Origin of the sequence: Pseudomonas sp. MSSRFD41 (assembly GCF_014230245.1) — a bacterium.
Taxonomy (GTDB): Bacteria; Pseudomonadota; Gammaproteobacteria; order Pseudomonadales; family Pseudomonadaceae; genus Aquipseudomonas; species Aquipseudomonas piscis.
Genome location: NZ_JACKZK010000033.1, coordinates 16,328 through 32,359, shown reverse-complemented (window position 1 = coordinate 32,359; position 16,032 = coordinate 16,328). Strand labels below are relative to the sequence as shown.

At 63.7% G+C, this 16,032-nt stretch carries 19 protein-coding genes; 13 read left to right on the top strand and 6 right to left on the bottom strand.

The features are described 5' to 3' along the window. The first annotated feature begins 80 nt into the window (after window positions 1-80). Window positions 81-494 carry an LIC_13387 family protein gene (locus H7A76_RS29455; protein WP_185701758.1) on the top strand — a complete coding sequence of 138 codons (414 nt, stop codon included), beginning with the start codon at window positions 81-83 and terminating at the stop codon, window positions 492-494. 41 nt (window positions 495-535) lie between these two features. Next, window positions 536-1,150 (top strand): hypothetical protein, encoded by a 615-nt coding sequence (locus H7A76_RS29450; RefSeq protein ID WP_185701757.1) that lies wholly within the window; start codon window positions 536-538, stop codon window positions 1,148-1,150. Window positions 1,151-1,328: 178 nt separating this feature from the next. Here H7A76_RS29450 and H7A76_RS29445 read toward each other — a convergent pair whose 3' ends face one another. Further along, the gene (locus H7A76_RS29445) at window positions 1,329-2,210 is read right to left on the bottom strand and encodes a LysR family transcriptional regulator (protein ID WP_260498109.1); all 882 of its coding nucleotides are present in this window, start codon (window positions 2,208-2,210) and stop codon (window positions 1,329-1,331) included. A 117-nt stretch (window positions 2,211-2,327) separates the two neighbouring features. Here H7A76_RS29445 and H7A76_RS29440 point away from each other — a divergent pair, with 117 nt between their 5' ends. Further along, window positions 2,328-3,854, top strand: coding sequence for an MFS transporter (locus H7A76_RS29440; protein ID WP_221775412.1), 1,527 nt, complete (start codon window positions 2,328-2,330; stop codon window positions 3,852-3,854). Between the two features lie 237 nt (window positions 3,855-4,091). Here H7A76_RS29440 and H7A76_RS29435 read toward each other — a convergent pair whose 3' ends face one another. Further along, on the bottom strand, window positions 4,092-4,277 hold the full coding sequence (locus tag H7A76_RS29435) for a DUF2188 domain-containing protein (RefSeq protein WP_068584415.1): 186 nt from the start codon (window positions 4,275-4,277) through the stop codon (window positions 4,092-4,094). Window positions 4,278-4,370: 93 nt separating this feature from the next. Beyond that, the gene (locus H7A76_RS29430; protein ID WP_185701756.1) at window positions 4,371-4,577 is read right to left on the bottom strand and encodes a DUF6021 family protein; all 207 of its coding nucleotides are present in this window, start codon (window positions 4,575-4,577) and stop codon (window positions 4,371-4,373) included. A 162-nt stretch (window positions 4,578-4,739) separates the two neighbouring features. Here H7A76_RS29430 and H7A76_RS29425 point away from each other — a divergent pair, with 162 nt between their 5' ends. Then, a complete protein-coding gene (locus H7A76_RS29425) occupies window positions 4,740-5,363 on the top strand; it encodes an HAD family hydrolase (protein ID WP_185701755.1) in 624 nt (207 codons plus the stop codon). 131 nt (window positions 5,364-5,494) lie between these two features. Here the strand turns inward: H7A76_RS29425 and H7A76_RS29420 are convergent, their stop codons facing one another. The 3 genes from H7A76_RS29420 to H7A76_RS29410 form a co-directional block, all read right to left on the bottom strand. Further along, window positions 5,495-6,358 carry a response regulator transcription factor gene (locus H7A76_RS29420; protein ID WP_185701754.1) on the bottom strand — a complete coding sequence of 288 codons (864 nt, stop codon included), beginning with the start codon at window positions 6,356-6,358 and terminating at the stop codon, window positions 5,495-5,497. Between the two features lie 91 nt (window positions 6,359-6,449). After that, window positions 6,450-7,316: a fumarylacetoacetate hydrolase family protein gene (locus H7A76_RS29415; protein WP_185701753.1), complete on the bottom strand. Its 867-nt coding sequence runs from the start codon at window positions 7,314-7,316 to the stop codon at window positions 6,450-6,452. A gap of 19 nt (window positions 7,317-7,335) precedes the next feature. Next, window positions 7,336-8,076 carry an SDR family oxidoreductase gene (locus H7A76_RS29410; RefSeq protein WP_185701777.1) on the bottom strand — a complete coding sequence of 247 codons (741 nt, stop codon included), beginning with the start codon at window positions 8,074-8,076 and terminating at the stop codon, window positions 7,336-7,338. Window positions 8,077-8,258: 182 nt separating this feature from the next. Between H7A76_RS29410 and H7A76_RS29405 the strand changes: the two genes are divergently transcribed. From H7A76_RS29405 to H7A76_RS29365, 9 genes are all read left to right on the top strand, one after another. Further along, window positions 8,259-9,044: a transporter substrate-binding domain-containing protein gene (locus H7A76_RS29405; protein ID WP_185701752.1), complete on the top strand. Its 786-nt coding sequence runs from the start codon at window positions 8,259-8,261 to the stop codon at window positions 9,042-9,044. A gap of 86 nt (window positions 9,045-9,130) precedes the next feature. Beyond that, complete coding sequence (locus H7A76_RS29400) at window positions 9,131-9,805, top strand: amino acid ABC transporter permease (protein WP_185701751.1); 675 nt, start codon at window positions 9,131-9,133, stop codon at window positions 9,803-9,805. After that, complete coding sequence (locus H7A76_RS29395; RefSeq protein WP_185701750.1) at window positions 9,805-10,584, top strand: amino acid ABC transporter ATP-binding protein; 780 nt, start codon at window positions 9,805-9,807, stop codon at window positions 10,582-10,584. Before H7A76_RS29400 ends, H7A76_RS29395 begins: the two co-directional genes overlap by 1 nt. Before the next feature lie 21 nt (window positions 10,585-10,605). Next, window positions 10,606-11,814 (top strand): pyridoxal phosphate-dependent aminotransferase, encoded by a 1,209-nt coding sequence (locus tag H7A76_RS29390; protein ID WP_185701749.1) that lies wholly within the window; start codon window positions 10,606-10,608, stop codon window positions 11,812-11,814. A 328-nt stretch (window positions 11,815-12,142) separates the two neighbouring features. Then, window positions 12,143-12,331 carry a DUF1843 domain-containing protein gene (locus H7A76_RS29385; RefSeq protein WP_185701748.1) on the top strand — a complete coding sequence of 63 codons (189 nt, stop codon included), beginning with the start codon at window positions 12,143-12,145 and terminating at the stop codon, window positions 12,329-12,331. Between the two features lie 36 nt (window positions 12,332-12,367). After that, the gene (locus H7A76_RS29380) at window positions 12,368-12,994 is read left to right on the top strand and encodes a DUF1842 domain-containing protein (protein ID WP_185701747.1); all 627 of its coding nucleotides are present in this window, start codon (window positions 12,368-12,370) and stop codon (window positions 12,992-12,994) included. Window positions 12,995-13,045: 51 nt separating this feature from the next. Next, window positions 13,046-13,666 (top strand): DUF1842 domain-containing protein, encoded by a 621-nt coding sequence (locus H7A76_RS29375; protein WP_185701746.1) that lies wholly within the window; start codon window positions 13,046-13,048, stop codon window positions 13,664-13,666. 135 nt (window positions 13,667-13,801) lie between these two features. Further along, the gene (locus H7A76_RS29370; protein ID WP_185701745.1) at window positions 13,802-15,268 is read left to right on the top strand and encodes a GDL motif peptide-associated radical SAM/SPASM maturase; all 1,467 of its coding nucleotides are present in this window, start codon (window positions 13,802-13,804) and stop codon (window positions 15,266-15,268) included. Between the two features lie 175 nt (window positions 15,269-15,443). Continuing rightward, window positions 15,444-15,860 carry a VOC family protein gene (locus H7A76_RS29365; RefSeq protein ID WP_185701744.1) on the top strand — a complete coding sequence of 139 codons (417 nt, stop codon included), beginning with the start codon at window positions 15,444-15,446 and terminating at the stop codon, window positions 15,858-15,860. Window positions 15,861-16,032: the final 172 nt, after the last annotated feature.

Sequence of the window (16,032 nt, the reverse complement as noted above, 5' to 3'; positions counted from 1 at the left end):
CGGTCCCTTGCACAAGCAGGTGCAAAACCCCGGGCGCCCCGGCATACTCGGCGCCCCTGCCCACCACCCAAGGATGAACCGTGTCGGCACCTGCCCTGCTCATCGCCGGCTCAGCCATCGTGCTGCTGCTCGGTACCCTGCACCTGATCTACACCTTCGCCACCGACAAGTTCCAGCCCCGCGACCCGGCCCTGGCCGAACGCATGCGCGCGGTCGCCCCGGTGATCAGCGCCCAGACCAGCCTGTGGCGCGCCTGGATCGGTTTCAACGCCAGCCATAGCCTGGGCGCCATGCTCTTCGGCCTGGTCTATGGCTACCTGGCCTGGCTGCATCCCGAGCTGCTGCAACAGGCCCCGGGGCTTTTGTACCTGGGCCTGGCCTTCCTCGCCGGGCTGTGGGTCCTGGCGGTGCGCTACTGGTTTCGCATCCCGCTGCTGGGCATCAGCCTGGCCTTGCTGCTGTTTGCCGTCGGCAGTGCACTGGCACTCGCCTGAACTTGCACCGCAACCACCCTTCACCTTCATCGAGTTTGCCCATGCCCCGCCTGTTCGCCTTCTGGTCCTGGCTCTACCACCCCCTGTGCTGGGTCGCCGTCGCGGCGCCGCTGGCGCTGATGGTGTTTTGCGACGTGCAATTGATTGTCCCGCGGGATGTCGGCGGCACCCTGTTCGGCGGCTCGATGGGCTTCATCCTGTACCTCGGCATCTGGCTGGCGTGTGCCCTGGGCCTGGGCCTGGCCTTGCTGACCCGGGTGCCCGGGGCTCGCCTGGCCTGGATCGGCGCGGGCGTGGCGCCTTTACTGCTGGGCGCCTGGTGGCGGATCAACTACCCGGACGATGCCGACGGCAACCTGATGTTCAGCCCCATGGCCCGGGAGCTGGACTACGCCATGGCCATGGGCTGCGCCTTCATCTACAGCGGCGTGCAACTGTTGCGTCGGCGACGCCTGGCACCACGCCCTGCGGCCACCAGCGCCGATGTGCTGTTCCTGCGCACCGTCTGGGCACTGATCCTCGCGGCACTGTTCATCCTTCCTCCCTTGAACGCCATGCGCCAGCGGGCCCTGCCCTATTGCGCCTTCAACAAGGCGGGCGAGCAGTTGAGCGTATGCCTGGGCGGTGGTCCGGAGGAGCGGGTGATCGTCGACTGACGCCTGTCAGCGGCCCGGTCGAAACCGCTGTGCGGCGCAGCGTCCCTGCGTCGTCGCCCGGTCCGATTGAGTATTCAATTTGGCCCCAGGCCGGTGATCGGGCAGTCCCGCCCTATTCGAAGCCGGCCTCGGGCCCCTGCGCCTGCAGCTCGTCGAACACCCCGGGGCCCGAGCGAGCCTAGCCGCGCGGTTCGCGAAAGGCGCTGGCGATGACTCGCAGGGACTCACGGGTGCGGGTGTCCGACAACTTGGAATGCACCACCAGCTTCGACGATGGCAGGCCGGGCAGGTCGAAACGCTGCGAGACCTCCACCAGTTCCGCCGGAGCCAGGCGGCAAGGCAAGACGCCCACCGCCAGCCCGGCGCAGATCGCCGCGATGACGGTGGACACCCCGCCACCGACGAACACCTCGATCCAAGGGATGGCGGCACGATCGAGCGACAGCGCAGCAAGATCCCGCACGCCGCATTGCGGACTCAGGTTGGCGATGCGCAAGGGCTCGTCCCGGTTGAATTCGAAGTCTGCGGCGGCGAACCAGCCGAAGGTTTCGACGCACAACAAAGTGCCGTCACGGCGGTCCTCGCAGTCGCGGATGATCACCGCATCCAGGGCCCCGGCATCGTAGTCAGCGAGCAACGGCCCGACGCTGTCGAGCCGTACCTCGATGGACAAGCCCGGGTCCATGGATTTCAACCGAGCCAGCAGCGTGGTGATCTCCGGCCCCACGACATGGCAGGCCATGCCGAGCTTCAGGTGCTTGCGCTGGGTCGCGAGGTTGGCCAGCGCCCGCTCGTGAGCCGCGAGAAAGTCCCGGGCCGACTCGATGAACAACTCGCCCTTGGTGGACAGCCGGACGTGGCGCGGGGTGCGCTCGATCAGGCGATGCCCGAGCTTGTCCTCCAGGCGCTTGAGCTTGACGCTGAGCGCCCCCTGGGTAGTGCCCAGGAATTGCGCGGCACGAGTGAAACTCTGCGAGTCAGCGATGACCACGAAAGCCCGGACCGAGTCCACGTCCAGGGTGAAGTTGGCGACCATGGAACCATCCCAGATTGTTGTCATAGATATGGCGAGCCATTCTATTTCGTTGCGCTTAGGATCACTAGCGCTTGCTCAGCGCTGCCCAGGCGTCCTGGGGGTTCCTTCACCCGCGCTGAGTCGATAGGAGTGAAACGCACAATGATCGCAATCGCATCATCCAGAAACCGCATCGCCCTGCTGGCGGTCTGCTTGTCCGCCACGATGCTCGGTTTGGAAATCACCAGCATCCCCGCCATCCTGCCCACGCTTGAACACACATTGGCCGCCGACTTCCGGCAACTGCAATGGATCATGAACGCCTACACCATCGCGATGTGCGCCATGCTCATCGCCATGGGCGCCTTGGCCGACCGCTATGGCCGCAAGCGCCTGTTCCTGCTCAACGTCGTGGCCTTCGGCGTGGCATCGCTGATCTGCGGCCTGGCCAGCAATGCCCCGCTGCTGATTGCCGCGCGCTTCGGCCAGGGCGTCAGTGCCGCCGGAATGCTGGCCTGCCAGGTGGCGATCCTCTCCCAACAGTTTCGCCAAGGCCCCGAACGGGGCGTGGCGTTCTCCTGCTGGGGCGTGGTCTTCGGCTTGGGCCTGGGCATCGGCCCGGTCGTTGGCGGGGCGATCCTGGCGATTTCGAGCTGGCAGTGGGTGTTCCTGATCCATGGGGTCCTGGCGGTGCTGACCGTCGTCCTGGCCCAACGCGGGGTGCAAGAGTCGGCCGACCCCCAGGCCACCGGTATCGACCTCGGCGGCATGATCACCTTGCCACTGGCGGTGTTCGGTTTCGTCTACCTGATCACCCAGGATCAGGAGCTCGGCCTCGGGAGTGCCGGTGCAATGGGCGTGCTGGCAGCCAGCCTCGCCTGCCTGCTGCTGTTCGTCGTGATCGAGCGCCGGGTCGAACGGCCCATCTTCGATTTCAAGGCCTTTGGTATCCGCAACTTCTCCGGGGCGCTGCTGGGGGCCTGCGCCATGAACTTCAGCTTCTGGCCCTTCATCGTCTACTTTCCCCTCTACCTGCAATCGGCCCTGGGTTATGACGGTGTGCAGTCCGGGCTGATCGTCCTCACCTACACCCTGCCGATCTGCCTCGTGCCGCCCTTGGCGGAGAAGATGCTGGCCAAGCGCGGCCCTGGCTGGGTGATCCCCCTGGGGATGTTCGCCATCGCCCTGGGATTTGGGCTGCTGGGCCTTGTCGCCACCACGTCCTACGCCGGCTGGACCAGCCTGCTGCCCGGCTGCCTGCTGGCAGGCGCGGGAGTCGGCCTGACCACCACCTGCGTCACCAACACCGCCACCGGGGCCCTCCCAGCGGAGCGCGCAGGCATGGCCTCTGGCATGGAGTTCAGTGCGCGGATGATTTCGCTGTCCATCAACATCGCCGTAATGGGATCGATCCTGGGCCTGGGAGTCTCCTGGTCGCTGGAGCAAAGCCTGGCCCCTCTCGGGATCCAGGCGGGTCGTGCCCTGGTGGACGCCATCTGCGCAGGCAATCTGACGGCCGGTGAAACACTGGGGGTTCCCACCGACGTGGCGCGTAGCGCACTGATGCAGGGCATCGGCTGGGTCCTGGGCTACGGCGCCAGCGCCACCCTGGCCCTGGCATTGCTGGCGCGGGTGGTCTTTGGCAAGTATCGCCGGGCCAGCCTCTTGCCAGTGGCCGGGCTCGACTAGCGGGGGTCACCGATCACCGTCGGCGCTCCCCGACGAAAAGCCCCGGACGAACCGTCATGCCGATCAGTTAAACGAGGTGATCTGCTGCAGGAGCAGCCGGGCAACGCTCGATTGCTCGCGATGGACGTTGGTAGCGCATGTTTACGGGGTAAACGCAGCGCCCTGAAGTCCATCGCGGGCAAGCCTCGCTCCTACAAATTCCGCAACTGATCGGCATCACTTCTCGTTGCCAGTCAGCTACCGTGCGGTGGGCCTGGGCCGGTCCTTGCGCACCGGCAAGGCAGCGGCGAAGGCCAAAGCCTCTTCGCGGGTGCCGAAGGTGGCAAGCCGGTCGCCCGGGGTGCAGACCTTCCAGGGTCCGTTATTGACGCTCAGTACCTGATAGCCATTGATCTGCATCTTGTTCAGCAGTGGCGTACTCATACACACCTCCCTCTCGTCAGTCAGCCTGGGGCTGGCCGGTCCACCTTACACCCGCCCAACGCCGTGGCGACCGCCACATGTCGGCGCGACGGCTCACTTCTTCAGGTTGGCCAGGGGATCGTAGGCCCGGGAGCGCTTGCGCTCGTGCTCGGGGCGTGGCCGGTCCAGCGGTGCCCTGGCCGGGCCCACGGGGTCGACCTGGGGGTCCTCGAGATCCGGCGAATCCGGGTCGAAACCCAGGTCATGGCGGTCGGTGGCGTGCTCGGACGAACGGGGTCCGGTGGGTGGCTTGGTGCTCATGGGACTCCTCCTGCTCGGGGCGCCTGGGCGGCGGTTAAAGACATAGATCGTCATCAGCCGCGAGGGTGCCGTCGACCGGACCAATGGCGTGGCGGCATTGCAACACACCAGCCGGCACCGCAGGATGACGCCCTGGCCCCCCAACCGCTTCAGGACATGTTCATGACGATTCGTGCTGTGGTTTTCGACTTCGGTGGCGTGCTGTTCGACTGGAGTCCCCATCATCTGTACCGGCAACTGATCCCCGACGACCAGCGTCGCCAGTGGTTCCTCGACACCATCTGCACCCAGGCCTGGAACACCCGGCAAGACGCCGGCCGCAGCCTGGCCGAGGGCACTCGCAGCCTGCTGGCCGAACACCCCGAACAGGCATCGCTGATCCAAGCCTATTACGGGCGCTGGACGGAAATGCTGCGCGGCCAGCTGGACGACGGCGTGGCCCTGCTGGAGGAGCTGCACCAGGCGCGGATGCCGCTGTTCGGTTTGACCAACTGGTCCCACGAGACCTTCCCCCATGCCTGGGACAACTACCCCTTCCTGCGGCGCTTCGATGACATCGTGGTCTCCGGCCAGGAGCACCAGCTCAAGCCCGAGCCGCCGATCTACCACACCACGCTGCAACGCATCCGCGCCCACCTGCCGGACATCGCCCCCGGTGAACTGGCGTTCATCGACGACCACCAACCGAACATCGTCGCGGCCCGGGCACTGGGCTGGAATGCCATCCACCACCTCAGCGCGCAGCAGACCCGAGCACAACTGCAGGCGCTGGGCGTGACGCTGTAGCGGCTGGGTGAGGCTGCGCACCGGGGCCTGATGCACCGTGTCGTGATATATCGAGGCTGCTGCATGCCCGGGCGCGGCCTGCAGCAGCGGTTTCAGGGATCTCTTCCGGCCTGCTGGCTACCCTGATCGACTCAGCGCAATGTGCCGGCACTTCCAGCCAGTTTATCGATACCTGAAATGCGGGAGGCCAGCGAAACACCGTCCAGAAAGCGTGAAACCAATTCTGCTGTCGTCGAGACCTCTAGCTTTAGGTAGGCATTCTTGCGATGGCTCTTGACGGTTTCAGCACTGATTTTGAGCTTTTCCGAGATGTCCCTTGAGCTGAAGCCCTTGATGATCAGCCCCACGACCTGGGCCTCTCGTGGCGATAGCAGCTGTTGCAGATCGCTCATTCCCGCACGATGCAATCCTTCGCGTGAGGCGCCCGCACGTCGGGCCAGCCAAGTCTTGAGGTAGCGCTTGAACAGCGACTCCAGCAACGGGTAGAGACTGTTGAGCCTGGCCACTTCCGTCAGGCTGAACGAGGCCCGTTGCTGACGGTACAAGCCCACTTGCAAAGTCTGTCCGTGCCCTAGGTCAATGGTGATATCCAGTTCCTTGAGTGAATCTGGAAACCCCTTGGTGATGTAACCGATCTCCTCATCGCTCTTGAAGCGGATGTGGTCGCACTCGCGCTCCGGCCGGAGTAGGAAATCTGACTGGCTCAGGTCCTTGAGGAAGTGGATACCGTTTGCGATGCCCTTCAGGTGGTGCTGAAAGAATGGGTGATAACGGAAGGTTCGACCGGAAAACCTGTGCAGCGACAGCTCTTTCACGCCTGCTGGAAAGTTGCTGCACAGATAAGTCGGGGCGGCTGCCTGGTCGTAGAGGAACAAAGCGAACAAATCAAAGGAGACGGTGCGTTCCAGGTAACTGAGCAGCAACGCCGGGAAGCCCTCGTGGTCCAGTGCGTCTACCAACTGACTTATTTGCGCAATCGAAATCGCAGCAGGCATTCGGGACCTCCAGCGGGCAATGGCATACAGGCCCGAAGAGCATGCCAAATCGCCATGAGGGCAGCAACGACGAACCCGCCAAGTTCCAAGGCTATTCGTCGCCTGCTGTACCGCTGGCTGCGACAGTACGCTGTTGCTGTTCGCCAAGCCCTTGAATGCCCAGGTGTATTCGCTGGCCCGGGCGCAAATACACCGGTTCGGGCTTTTGTCCCATGCCGACACCAGGGGGCGTGCCAGTGGAAATGATATCGCCGGATTGCAGGCTCATGAATCGGCTGACATAGCTGATCAGGTAGGGCACGGAAAAGATCATGGTTCGCGTATTACCGTCCTGGTAGCGTCGCCCATCGACTTCCAGCCAGAGGTCGAGTTCGTGGGGATCGGCAACCTCATCTGCAGTGACCAACCAGGGACCGATGGGGCCAAAGGTGTCGCAACCTTTGCCCTTGTCCCAGGTGCCGCCACGCTCGATCTGGAACTCCCGCTCGGATACATCGTTGATAACACAGTAACCAGCCACATGCTCCAGAGCGGCTTGCTCGCTGATGTAGCGACCGGGCTTGCCGATGACCACTCCCAACTCCACCTCCCAATCGGTTTTTTGCGACCCGAGGGGAATCTGCACCTCATCGTTGGGCCCGACGATGGCGCTGGTCCACTTGCCGAAGATAACCGGCTCCGCGGGAATGGTGGCTCCCGTCTCCCTAGCATGATCGGCATAGTTCAAACCGATGCAGATGAACTTGCCCACGGCGCCGACACAGGGCCCCAGGCGCACGGTGTCAGCCACCAGCGGCAGGGATTCGGGTTCCAATGCTCGCAAGCGGGCAAGACCTTCGGGAGTCAATGTCTGCCCAGCTACATCAGGGACAACCGCACCGAGGTCGCGAATGCGCCCCTGGGCATCGAGAATTCCCGGCTGCTCGAAGCCCTTCTCACCAAAACGAACCAGTTTCATAACCTGTACTCCTTACTGTTCAGTTGCTCCAACCACCATCGATGATCTGGGTCGTACCGGTGACGAAGGCGCTGGCATCGCTGGCCAGATACAGCGCCAGCTGGGCGATCTCCGCAGCACTGCCGAGCCGGCCCAGGGGCTGCCTGGCGACAAACTCGTCATACACCTGCTCCGTGGACCGTCCTGACTGCTCGGCCTGCATCCGGATCCGCTCGCGCAGCGAAGGTGAGTCGACCGTTCCGGGGCAGATGGCATTGCAACGGATGCCCTGCTTGACGTAATCAGCGGCAATGGAGCGGGTCAGGCCGATCACTGCCGCCTTGCTGGCGCTATAAGCGAATCGCCCACTGACCCCCTTGATGCTCGAGGCCACCGACGACATGTTGATCAGGTTGCCGTAGCCCGCCTCGACCATCGAAGGCAGGAACGCCCGAATCAAGCGGAACATTGAGGTGACGTTGAGGGCAAAAGCCTGCTCCCAGTCCTGCTCGCTGCACTGCAGTACCGTTCCACCATGGACGATCCCGGCACAGTTGAAGAGCACGTCGACATGCCCCACCTCGGCCACCAGGCGCTGGATTTGCAAACGCGAGGTCAAGTCGCATTGCACTGCACAAACGCCATCGAAAGCCGATAACGCAACGGCGTCGATGTCGACCGCAATCACCTCAGCACCTGCCTGCTCGAAGGCCAGCGCCGTGGCCCGTCCGATGCCCTGCCCCGCAGCGGTTACCAGGGCTCGTTTACCTGTCAGATCCATATTCATCTTCCTCACCTTGTCCGCCGGACGTGCAGCACGCCGGCACCAGCGCCGGCTACGTTGCAGCAACTTAGGGCGAGTCCCCGGGGTTCCACCATCCCCCCGCGGGGGGATTACGAGCATCCCCGGAGCGTTGCTAGCTTGGCATCACCCAACCAATCGCCAGCTTCTGGAGAACAACAATGAACAAGATCCGGATCGTGCCCTTGACTGCCCTGGTTATCACCTTTTGCTCTCTGACCTGCCACGCCGCCAGCCTCCAGGTGGCGGTCAACCAAGCCAACCCGCCCTATGAGTTCGAAGACAGCAGCGGCGTGCTGACCGGGTTTGAAGTGGAAGTGGTCGAGGCCTTGGCCCAACGCTTGAACAAGAACGTCGAGTTTTCCTCGATGCCGTTCAATATGCTCTTCGCCTCCGTGCAGTCCGGTCGGGTGGATATTGCCATCGGCGGCATCACCATCACTGCCAAGCGCCTGGAAAACGTCACCTTCACCCAACCCTTCATCGACTCCAACCAGTGCGTGACAACACTTGCCAAGGGCACTATCCGGGACGTCAGCCAACTCGCAGGAAAGGATGTGGGTGTAATTACCGGCACTGTCGGGGAAATCTGGGCGAGCAAGGCCCAGAAGGAGCAGGGTTTTAATGAGATCCGCCGCTACGACGGCAATATCGATCCGATGATGGACCTGGCCTCGGGGCGTACCAGCGCCACCGTCAACGACTGCCCTATCACCGCTTGGTACATCAAGGACAAACCGCAGTTCACGATCATTCACCAGGTCGCCACCGGCGACAAGAACGCCCTGATGCTACCCAGGAACAGCCCGTTGCTGAGCCAGTTGAATCAGGAAATCAGCCGCATGAAGACCGATGGCAGCCTGGCAGGCATCTATCGCAAATGGTTCAACACCCAAGCCCAAGCGCACTCCAGCACGGCCAAGATCGAACCCATTCCGGGCCACTGACGAACCCCATTGCACGCCTGCCAAAGCCAAGTCGTCGTCTGGCGGCCAGGACAATGCGGACACGGAACCGGGCAAGGAGAACCCCCATGGGCTTGATCGAAACCTTCTTCAATTCACACATACTGGCCAGCTCCATCGAGTCGCTGTTGAGCGGCTTCAAGTTGACCATCCTGCTGGGCTTCACCAGCCTGCTGCTGGCCTCGCTGCTGGGCCTGATACTGGTGGTGATGCGCCTGTATGCGGTGCGGCCAATCCGATATGTGGCCATCATCCTGATCGACCTGCTACGGGCAATACCGTTGCTGGTCCTGCTGGTGATCATCTACTACGCCTTGCCGTTCATCGGTCTGCGCCTTTCACCCTTCTGGGCCGCGACCACGGCTTTGTCGCTAGTGGCCTGCGCCTACATCGCCGAGACCTTGCGCGCCGGTATAGAGGCCGTGCCAGCTGGACAGGTCGAAGCCGCCAAGGCTCTGGGCTTTTCCTGGTGGCGAATGATGGCCGACATCGTCCTGCCCCAGGCCATCAAGGTCACCATTCCTCCGGGCACGGGCATCGCCATCAGCCTGGTCAAGGACACCGCCCTGGCTTCCGTCGTAGCCATGCCCGACCTACTCAAGCAAGCGACCCAGGCCCAGGCCTACTTTGCCAACCCCTCGCCCCTGATCGGCGCCGCACTCTTGTACCTGCTGCTACTGCTGCCGCTGGTACGGATAGTCAGCGTCATCGAGGCGAAACAGAAACACAACGGAGAACGCTGATGGACACTCGCACCCCAACACCAGCCGAGCCACCGTTGATTTGCATCCGACACTTGCAAAAGCACTATGGGCAGTTCAAGGCCCTGGACGACATCAATCTGGAGGTCCGGCGTGGCGAAGTGATCGCCCTGATCGGACCTTCCGGCTCCGGCAAATCCACCTTGGTACGCTGCATCAACCTGCTTGAGGAATATGACGCAGGAACTATCGAGGTAGACGGCATCAGGGTTGCTAGCGCCGGTAACCTGGCCCGGGTACGTGCCGAAGTCGGCATGGTGTTCCAACAGTTCAACCTGTTCCCGCACATGAGCGCATTGCGCAATGTGGCCCTGGCCCCGGTGCGGGTTCGCGGATTGTCATGGGCCGATGCCACGGCTCGCGCCGAAGCGTTGCTCGAACGGGTGGGGCTCAAGGAGCACCAGCACAAGCGACCCAGCCAGCTCTCTGGCGGACAACAACAGCGCGTAGCCATCGCGCGCGCCCTGGCCATGAAACCGAACCTGCTGTTGTTCGACGAACCGACCTCGGCCCTGGACCCGGAAATGGTCGAGGAAGTCCTGGAAGTCATCCAGGACATCGCCAAGACCGGAGTCACCCTGTTGATCGTCACCCACGAGATGTCCTTCGCCCACCAGGTAGCAGACCGCGTGGTCTTCATGGAGCACGGGCGCATCGTCGAGGTGGCGCCGCCCCAGACCTTCTTCCACTGCCCGACATCAGATCGGGCTCGGGTCTTCATCGGCACCTCACCACGTCCTGCACGACGCCAACCCGCCTGAACCCTGAAGAGGAGCTCCATCATGTCCTTTGATACCCGGAATCGTTCGCCCCATGCTCGGCAACTGCTTCCCCGCCATACCGTCCAGGCGCTGACGGCATCGCCCATCAGAGAGCTGGCAAACGCGGCCATGGGCCGCGAGGACGTACTGCCGTTCTGGTTCGGCGAGTCCGACCAACCCACCGCACGTTTTATCCGGCATGCCGCCATGGAGTCGATCAGCCACGGGGAAACCCGCTACACCCAGAACCTTGGGCGGCCTTACCTGCGCCATGGCATAGCCGAGTACCTGAGCCAGTTACACGACACGCCGATCGGGATGGACCGCGTGGCGGTGACGCCCTCCGGGGTCTCCGGGGTCATGCTGGCGGCACAGTTGCTGCTGGAGCCGGGCGACCATGTGGTCGCGATTACTCCGCTATGGCCCAACCTGACCGAGATCCCGGCGATTCTTGGCGCAAGGGTCAGTCGCTTTGCACTATCGGTGATCGATGGCAAGTGGAGCCTGGATGTGGAGCGGTTGCTACAAACGCTGTCGAGCGATACCCGGATGCTTCTGCTCAACTCACCGAACAATCCAACAGGCTGGACCATCCGCGAGGACGAGATCGCGTCGATCCTGCACCACTGCCGCCAGCATGGGATCTGGATCCTCTGTGACGATGTCTATGAGCGCCTGCTCTACGATCTCTCGAACACATCGGCACCGTCTTTTCTCAGGCATTACGTTGCGGGAGACCGCATCCTCTCGATCAATAGCTTCTCCAAGGCTTGGTCGATGACCGGCTGGCGCATCGGCTGGCTGGTAGCCCCCCCGGAGCTGATGGACGATCTGGCCAAATTGATCGAATTCAATAGTTCCTGCGTGTTGGAGCCGATCCAAAGAGCCGCTATGACCGCCCTGCTCGACGGAGAGAACGAAGTGGCGGTGTTGCGTCAGCGGCTGGCTCGCACCCGAACGTTGCTGGTGGACCAGCTCAAGTCCATCGACGCGATAGAGTTGCCCGATGCCGGCGGTGCCATGTATGTGTTCTTTCGCATCGAGGGACATCCGGACTCCATGGTTCTGGCCCGTCAGTTGGTGAACCGGGTTGGCCTCGGCCTGGCACCCGGCAACGCCTTCGGTCCGGAAGCAAACGGCTGGCTGCGCTGGTGCCACGCCATAGATCCACAACGCCTGCAAGACGGTGTACAACGACTCCGGCAGTTCCTCGACCACCCGCCCCTTTAGGCTGCGCACGGCTCGGCACCAGTGGCAACGACTGGCGCCCGGTTCGGCCTGACACACCGCGCCGTCCGCCTCTGGGCCGCTGCACGCTCGTGCGCAGGCTCGACAGCGGCTACAAAACACCCGCGCTATCGCCCCGGGCAATCGTTTCTATCGCTCTTTGGAATCACCAGCCCGCTCAGTGAATAACCGTTCATCCCCCATGATTCCACCGGTCGGAAACCCCTGGAATCCGTGTGACATTAGCCGGCCTTTTCCAACGGCGCTGCTTAACTGCAAAAGCTGCCGAGTACCGCAGCATTTCCCCTGATCACCACGGAAGGCACACGTCATGAGCAATGCACCACACCATGTGATTCCCCCCTATGGGGTAGCGATCCAATCGGCGATCTCCGAAGGCAAGCTGCCGCAGATGAAAGCCCTGCTGGCCAAGCGCGACAACAACCAGGCCGAACCTGCGGAACTGCGTGCCGCCTACGAACAACTGGCCAAGGAAGTCGCCCGCCTGGAACGGCACTGACCGCTGTTCCCCTGTCACCGAATGGAGGCAAAGCAAATGTCCGGTTCCAACGCACAAGACAGCCTGTTCCCGCTGAGCTATCGCATCGGCACCTCGCAACCCGGGGCACCGAACCTGCAACTCAACCTGCTGGCCTATACCGCCGAGCAAAGTCTGCGTGGCAGCTCGTCGATCACCCAGGCGGGCAGTCCGCCGCTGGACCTGCAAACCGACGACTGGGGCCAGTACACCTACCTGACCGTGACGTCCAGCACCAAGATCCTCCTCAGCGTCGCCGGCAACCAGGGTGGTCCGGGCGCAAACTCGATCATCACCTTCAAGCTGCAACTGGTGGTCGACGACGACTGGAAGCAAGGCGTCGCCAACTACCAGTTCTACAACGGCCATGGCTGGTCGACGGTGAACAACGTACCGGCCTACCTGGAGAACAACATCCAGTCCAGCAGCCTGTCCCGGCCCCAGCCCCACGGCCATGCCCAGCATCCGCTGCCCCCAATGGCGGCGCTGTACGCGGCCCCGATCCACGGCGCCATCGCCAGCGGCGACCTGGCGCAGATGAAGAGCCTGCACCGGTTGGCGACCCAGCAACTGGAGCAGCTGCCGCTGATCCGTACCGCGCTGGACGCCGCCAAGTCCGAGATCGCCAGGCAGGAGCGACGCTGAGCTCCGGGCCCGGCGCACTTCGACGCATCCATCACGCCAAGGAGTAGCAGCATGACAACTGGACTGTTCCATACCCGCCTGATCATCACCAACCCCGTGGTCGGCGCACCGATCCTGACCCTCGACCTGCTGGTCAACACCGTGCAGAAAACCGTCTCCGGCCTGGCCCAGGTGACCCAGAGCACGTCGCCGCCGGTGCGCTTCAGCGCCGACGTCTGGGGCAACTACTCGCAGATCAAGCTCGACCAATCCAGCGAGGGACACCTGGTGCTCAACCTCGCGGGCAACCCCAGCGGCCCGGGTAGCCAGACCGCCGAAACCTTCCACCTGCAGGGCATTCTCGGCCTGGACTGGGCCAGTGGTTTCGCCAGCTATCGCTACAACTACCTGGGCCACTGGCATGTGGTGCAACACGCCGCCGTCAGCCCGGCCCCGGTGGAACAGGCAGCGCAGGTCGAGCCCCAGGGCCGGACAGGCAATGCCGCCGAGCATGCGCACCTGCACCCCCATCCGCTGTATGCCGTGGCGTTGCAGCAGGCCCAGGCCAGCGGCGACCTGGCCCGGCTCAAGGCCCTGGTGGTCCAGGCCGAGCAGCAGGTGGCCAACGGTGAGCGGCTGAGCAAGGCCGTGCAGCAGTTGCAGGTAGAGATCAACCGCCTGGAACAACGCTGAACCCGGCTTCCGGGACCGGTCCAGCACGGCCGGCCCCGGGCCGCGGGACAACCGACCGCGCCATCGTCGCTCAAGGAAGGCGCGCCTATTTCCACGGGTTGGTGCAGCGCACCGCTGGGTGCGCAAGGATCTTTCATGTCAGACCGTCTCCCCGCCCGCTACCTCAGCGAAAGCGATATCAAGCGCTACGTGCCCGTACACGTGGTCTGGGAAATCACCCTCGCCTGCGACCTCAAGTGCCTGCACTGTGGCTCCCGGGCCGGCCACCGGCGCCCCGGCGAGTTGAACACCGGCGAGTGCCTGGAAGTGATCGACGCCCTGGCCGCCCTGGGCACCCGGGAAGTCACCCTGATCGGTGGCGAAGCCTATTTGCGCAAGGACTGGACCCGACTGATCCAGGCCATCCACGACCATGGCATGTACGTGGCGATCCAGACCGGCGGGCGCAACCTGACCCCGGCCAAGATGCAGGCGGCGATAGACGCCGGGCTCGATGGCGTCGGCGTATCCCTGGACGGGCTGGCGCCGCTGCATGACGCGGTGCGCAACGTTCCCGGCTCCTTCGCCAAGGCCCTGGACACCCTGCACCGGGCCAGGCAGGCCGGGCTCAAGGTCAGCGTCAACACCCAGATCGGCGCCGCCACCCTGCCCGATCTGCCGGCCCTGATGGAGCTGATCATCGAGGCCGGCGCCAGCCACTGGCAGATCCAGCTGACCGTGGCCATGGGCAACGCCGTGGATCACCCCGAGCTGCTGTTGCAGCCCTACCAGTTGCTGGACGTCATGCCGCTGCTGGCCCGGCTGTACCGCGAAGGCAGCGAACGCGGGCTGCTGATGAACGTCGGCAACAACATCGGCTACTACGGCCCCTACGAACACCTGTGGCGCGGCTTCGGCGACGAGCGCGTGCACTGGAGCGGTTGCGCCGCCGGGCAGACGGTGCTGGCCCTGGAGGCCGACGGCACGGTCAAGGGCTGCCCGTCCCTGGCCACCGTGGGCTTCTCCGGCGGCAACGTGCGCACCATGAACCTGCACGACATCTGGCACTACAGCGAAGGCATCCATTTCGGCCGGCTGCGCTCGGTGGACGATCTCTGGGGCTACTGCCGCACCTGCTACTACAACGATGTCTGCCGGGGTGGTTGCACCTGGACCTCGCACTCGCTGCTGGGCAAGCCGGGCAACAACCCCTACTGCCACTACCGGACCCTGGACCTGGAGAAAAAGGGCCTGCGCGAACGCATCGTCAAGCTTGAGGACGCAGGTCCGGCCTCGTTCTCCGTGGGTCGCTTCGACCTGATCACCGAACGCATCGACAGCGGCGAAACGGTCTCCAGCGTCAGCGACAGTGGCCAGGTGATCAAGCTGGCCTGGGCCAACCAGGGCCACGCGTCCCCCGAGGAAGGACGCGTCCCGCCGCGCCTGGCCCTGTGCCGCGCCTGCTTGCAGTACATCCATGCCCATGAGACCACCTGCCCGCATTGCCAGGCCGATGTCGCCAGCGCCGAGGCCCGGCACCAGGAAGACCGCCTGCGCCAGCAGGCGCTGATCAATACCCTGCACCAGTTGCTCGGCCTGCCCCAGGAACAGCCCCGCCTGTAGTGAGGCCGGCCGTCCTCGGACGGCCGGCTATAAGTCCTGGGCGAACCATAGGAAAAGCGTCTAAAAAAACCGCTCGCGCCTGCTCGTTCGACGCTTTGCTATGCAGTGTCCACCGATGCCGACAAGGCTGTCGGTTTCTCCAGGGTCCGCCCTGGCCGCACAAGGAAAGTACGCGATGAAGATCAATCCCTACCTGGTATTCAACGGCGATTGCCGGGCCGCCTTCACCTTCTATGCCCAGTGCCTGAACGGCACCCTGGAAATGATGCTGACCTTCGGCGAGAGCCCGGCCCGCGACCAATTGCCGGCCAACTGCCACGCCCTCATCATGCATACCCGGCTCAATGTCGGCGACCAGGTGCTGATGGCCTCGGACAGCACCCCGGACCTGCCCTACGCCGGCATCCGGGGTTGCTCGATCGCGCTGAACATCGACAACGCCGCCGAAGCCGAACGGGTATTCAATGCCCTGCTCCAGCAAGGCAGCGTCCGCATGCCCCTGGAGGAAACCTTCTGGGCCGAGCGTTTCGGCATGCTCGAAGATAAATTCGGCGTGTCATGGATGATCAACTGCGAGAAAAAAACCCACTAGCCCGCCCCCCAATCGACGGCGGCACAGCCTCGCGCTCCAGGCGCTGGCGCGGTAGCGCCAGCAGCGCACTCATCGGCTGATCCCGTGAGGGTCATCAAGCCGGCCAGCCTCGCCAGCGGACGTGGCTGACAAAACGCCAGGACGAGCACGACTCTTGTGCCGGCAAGGCCCG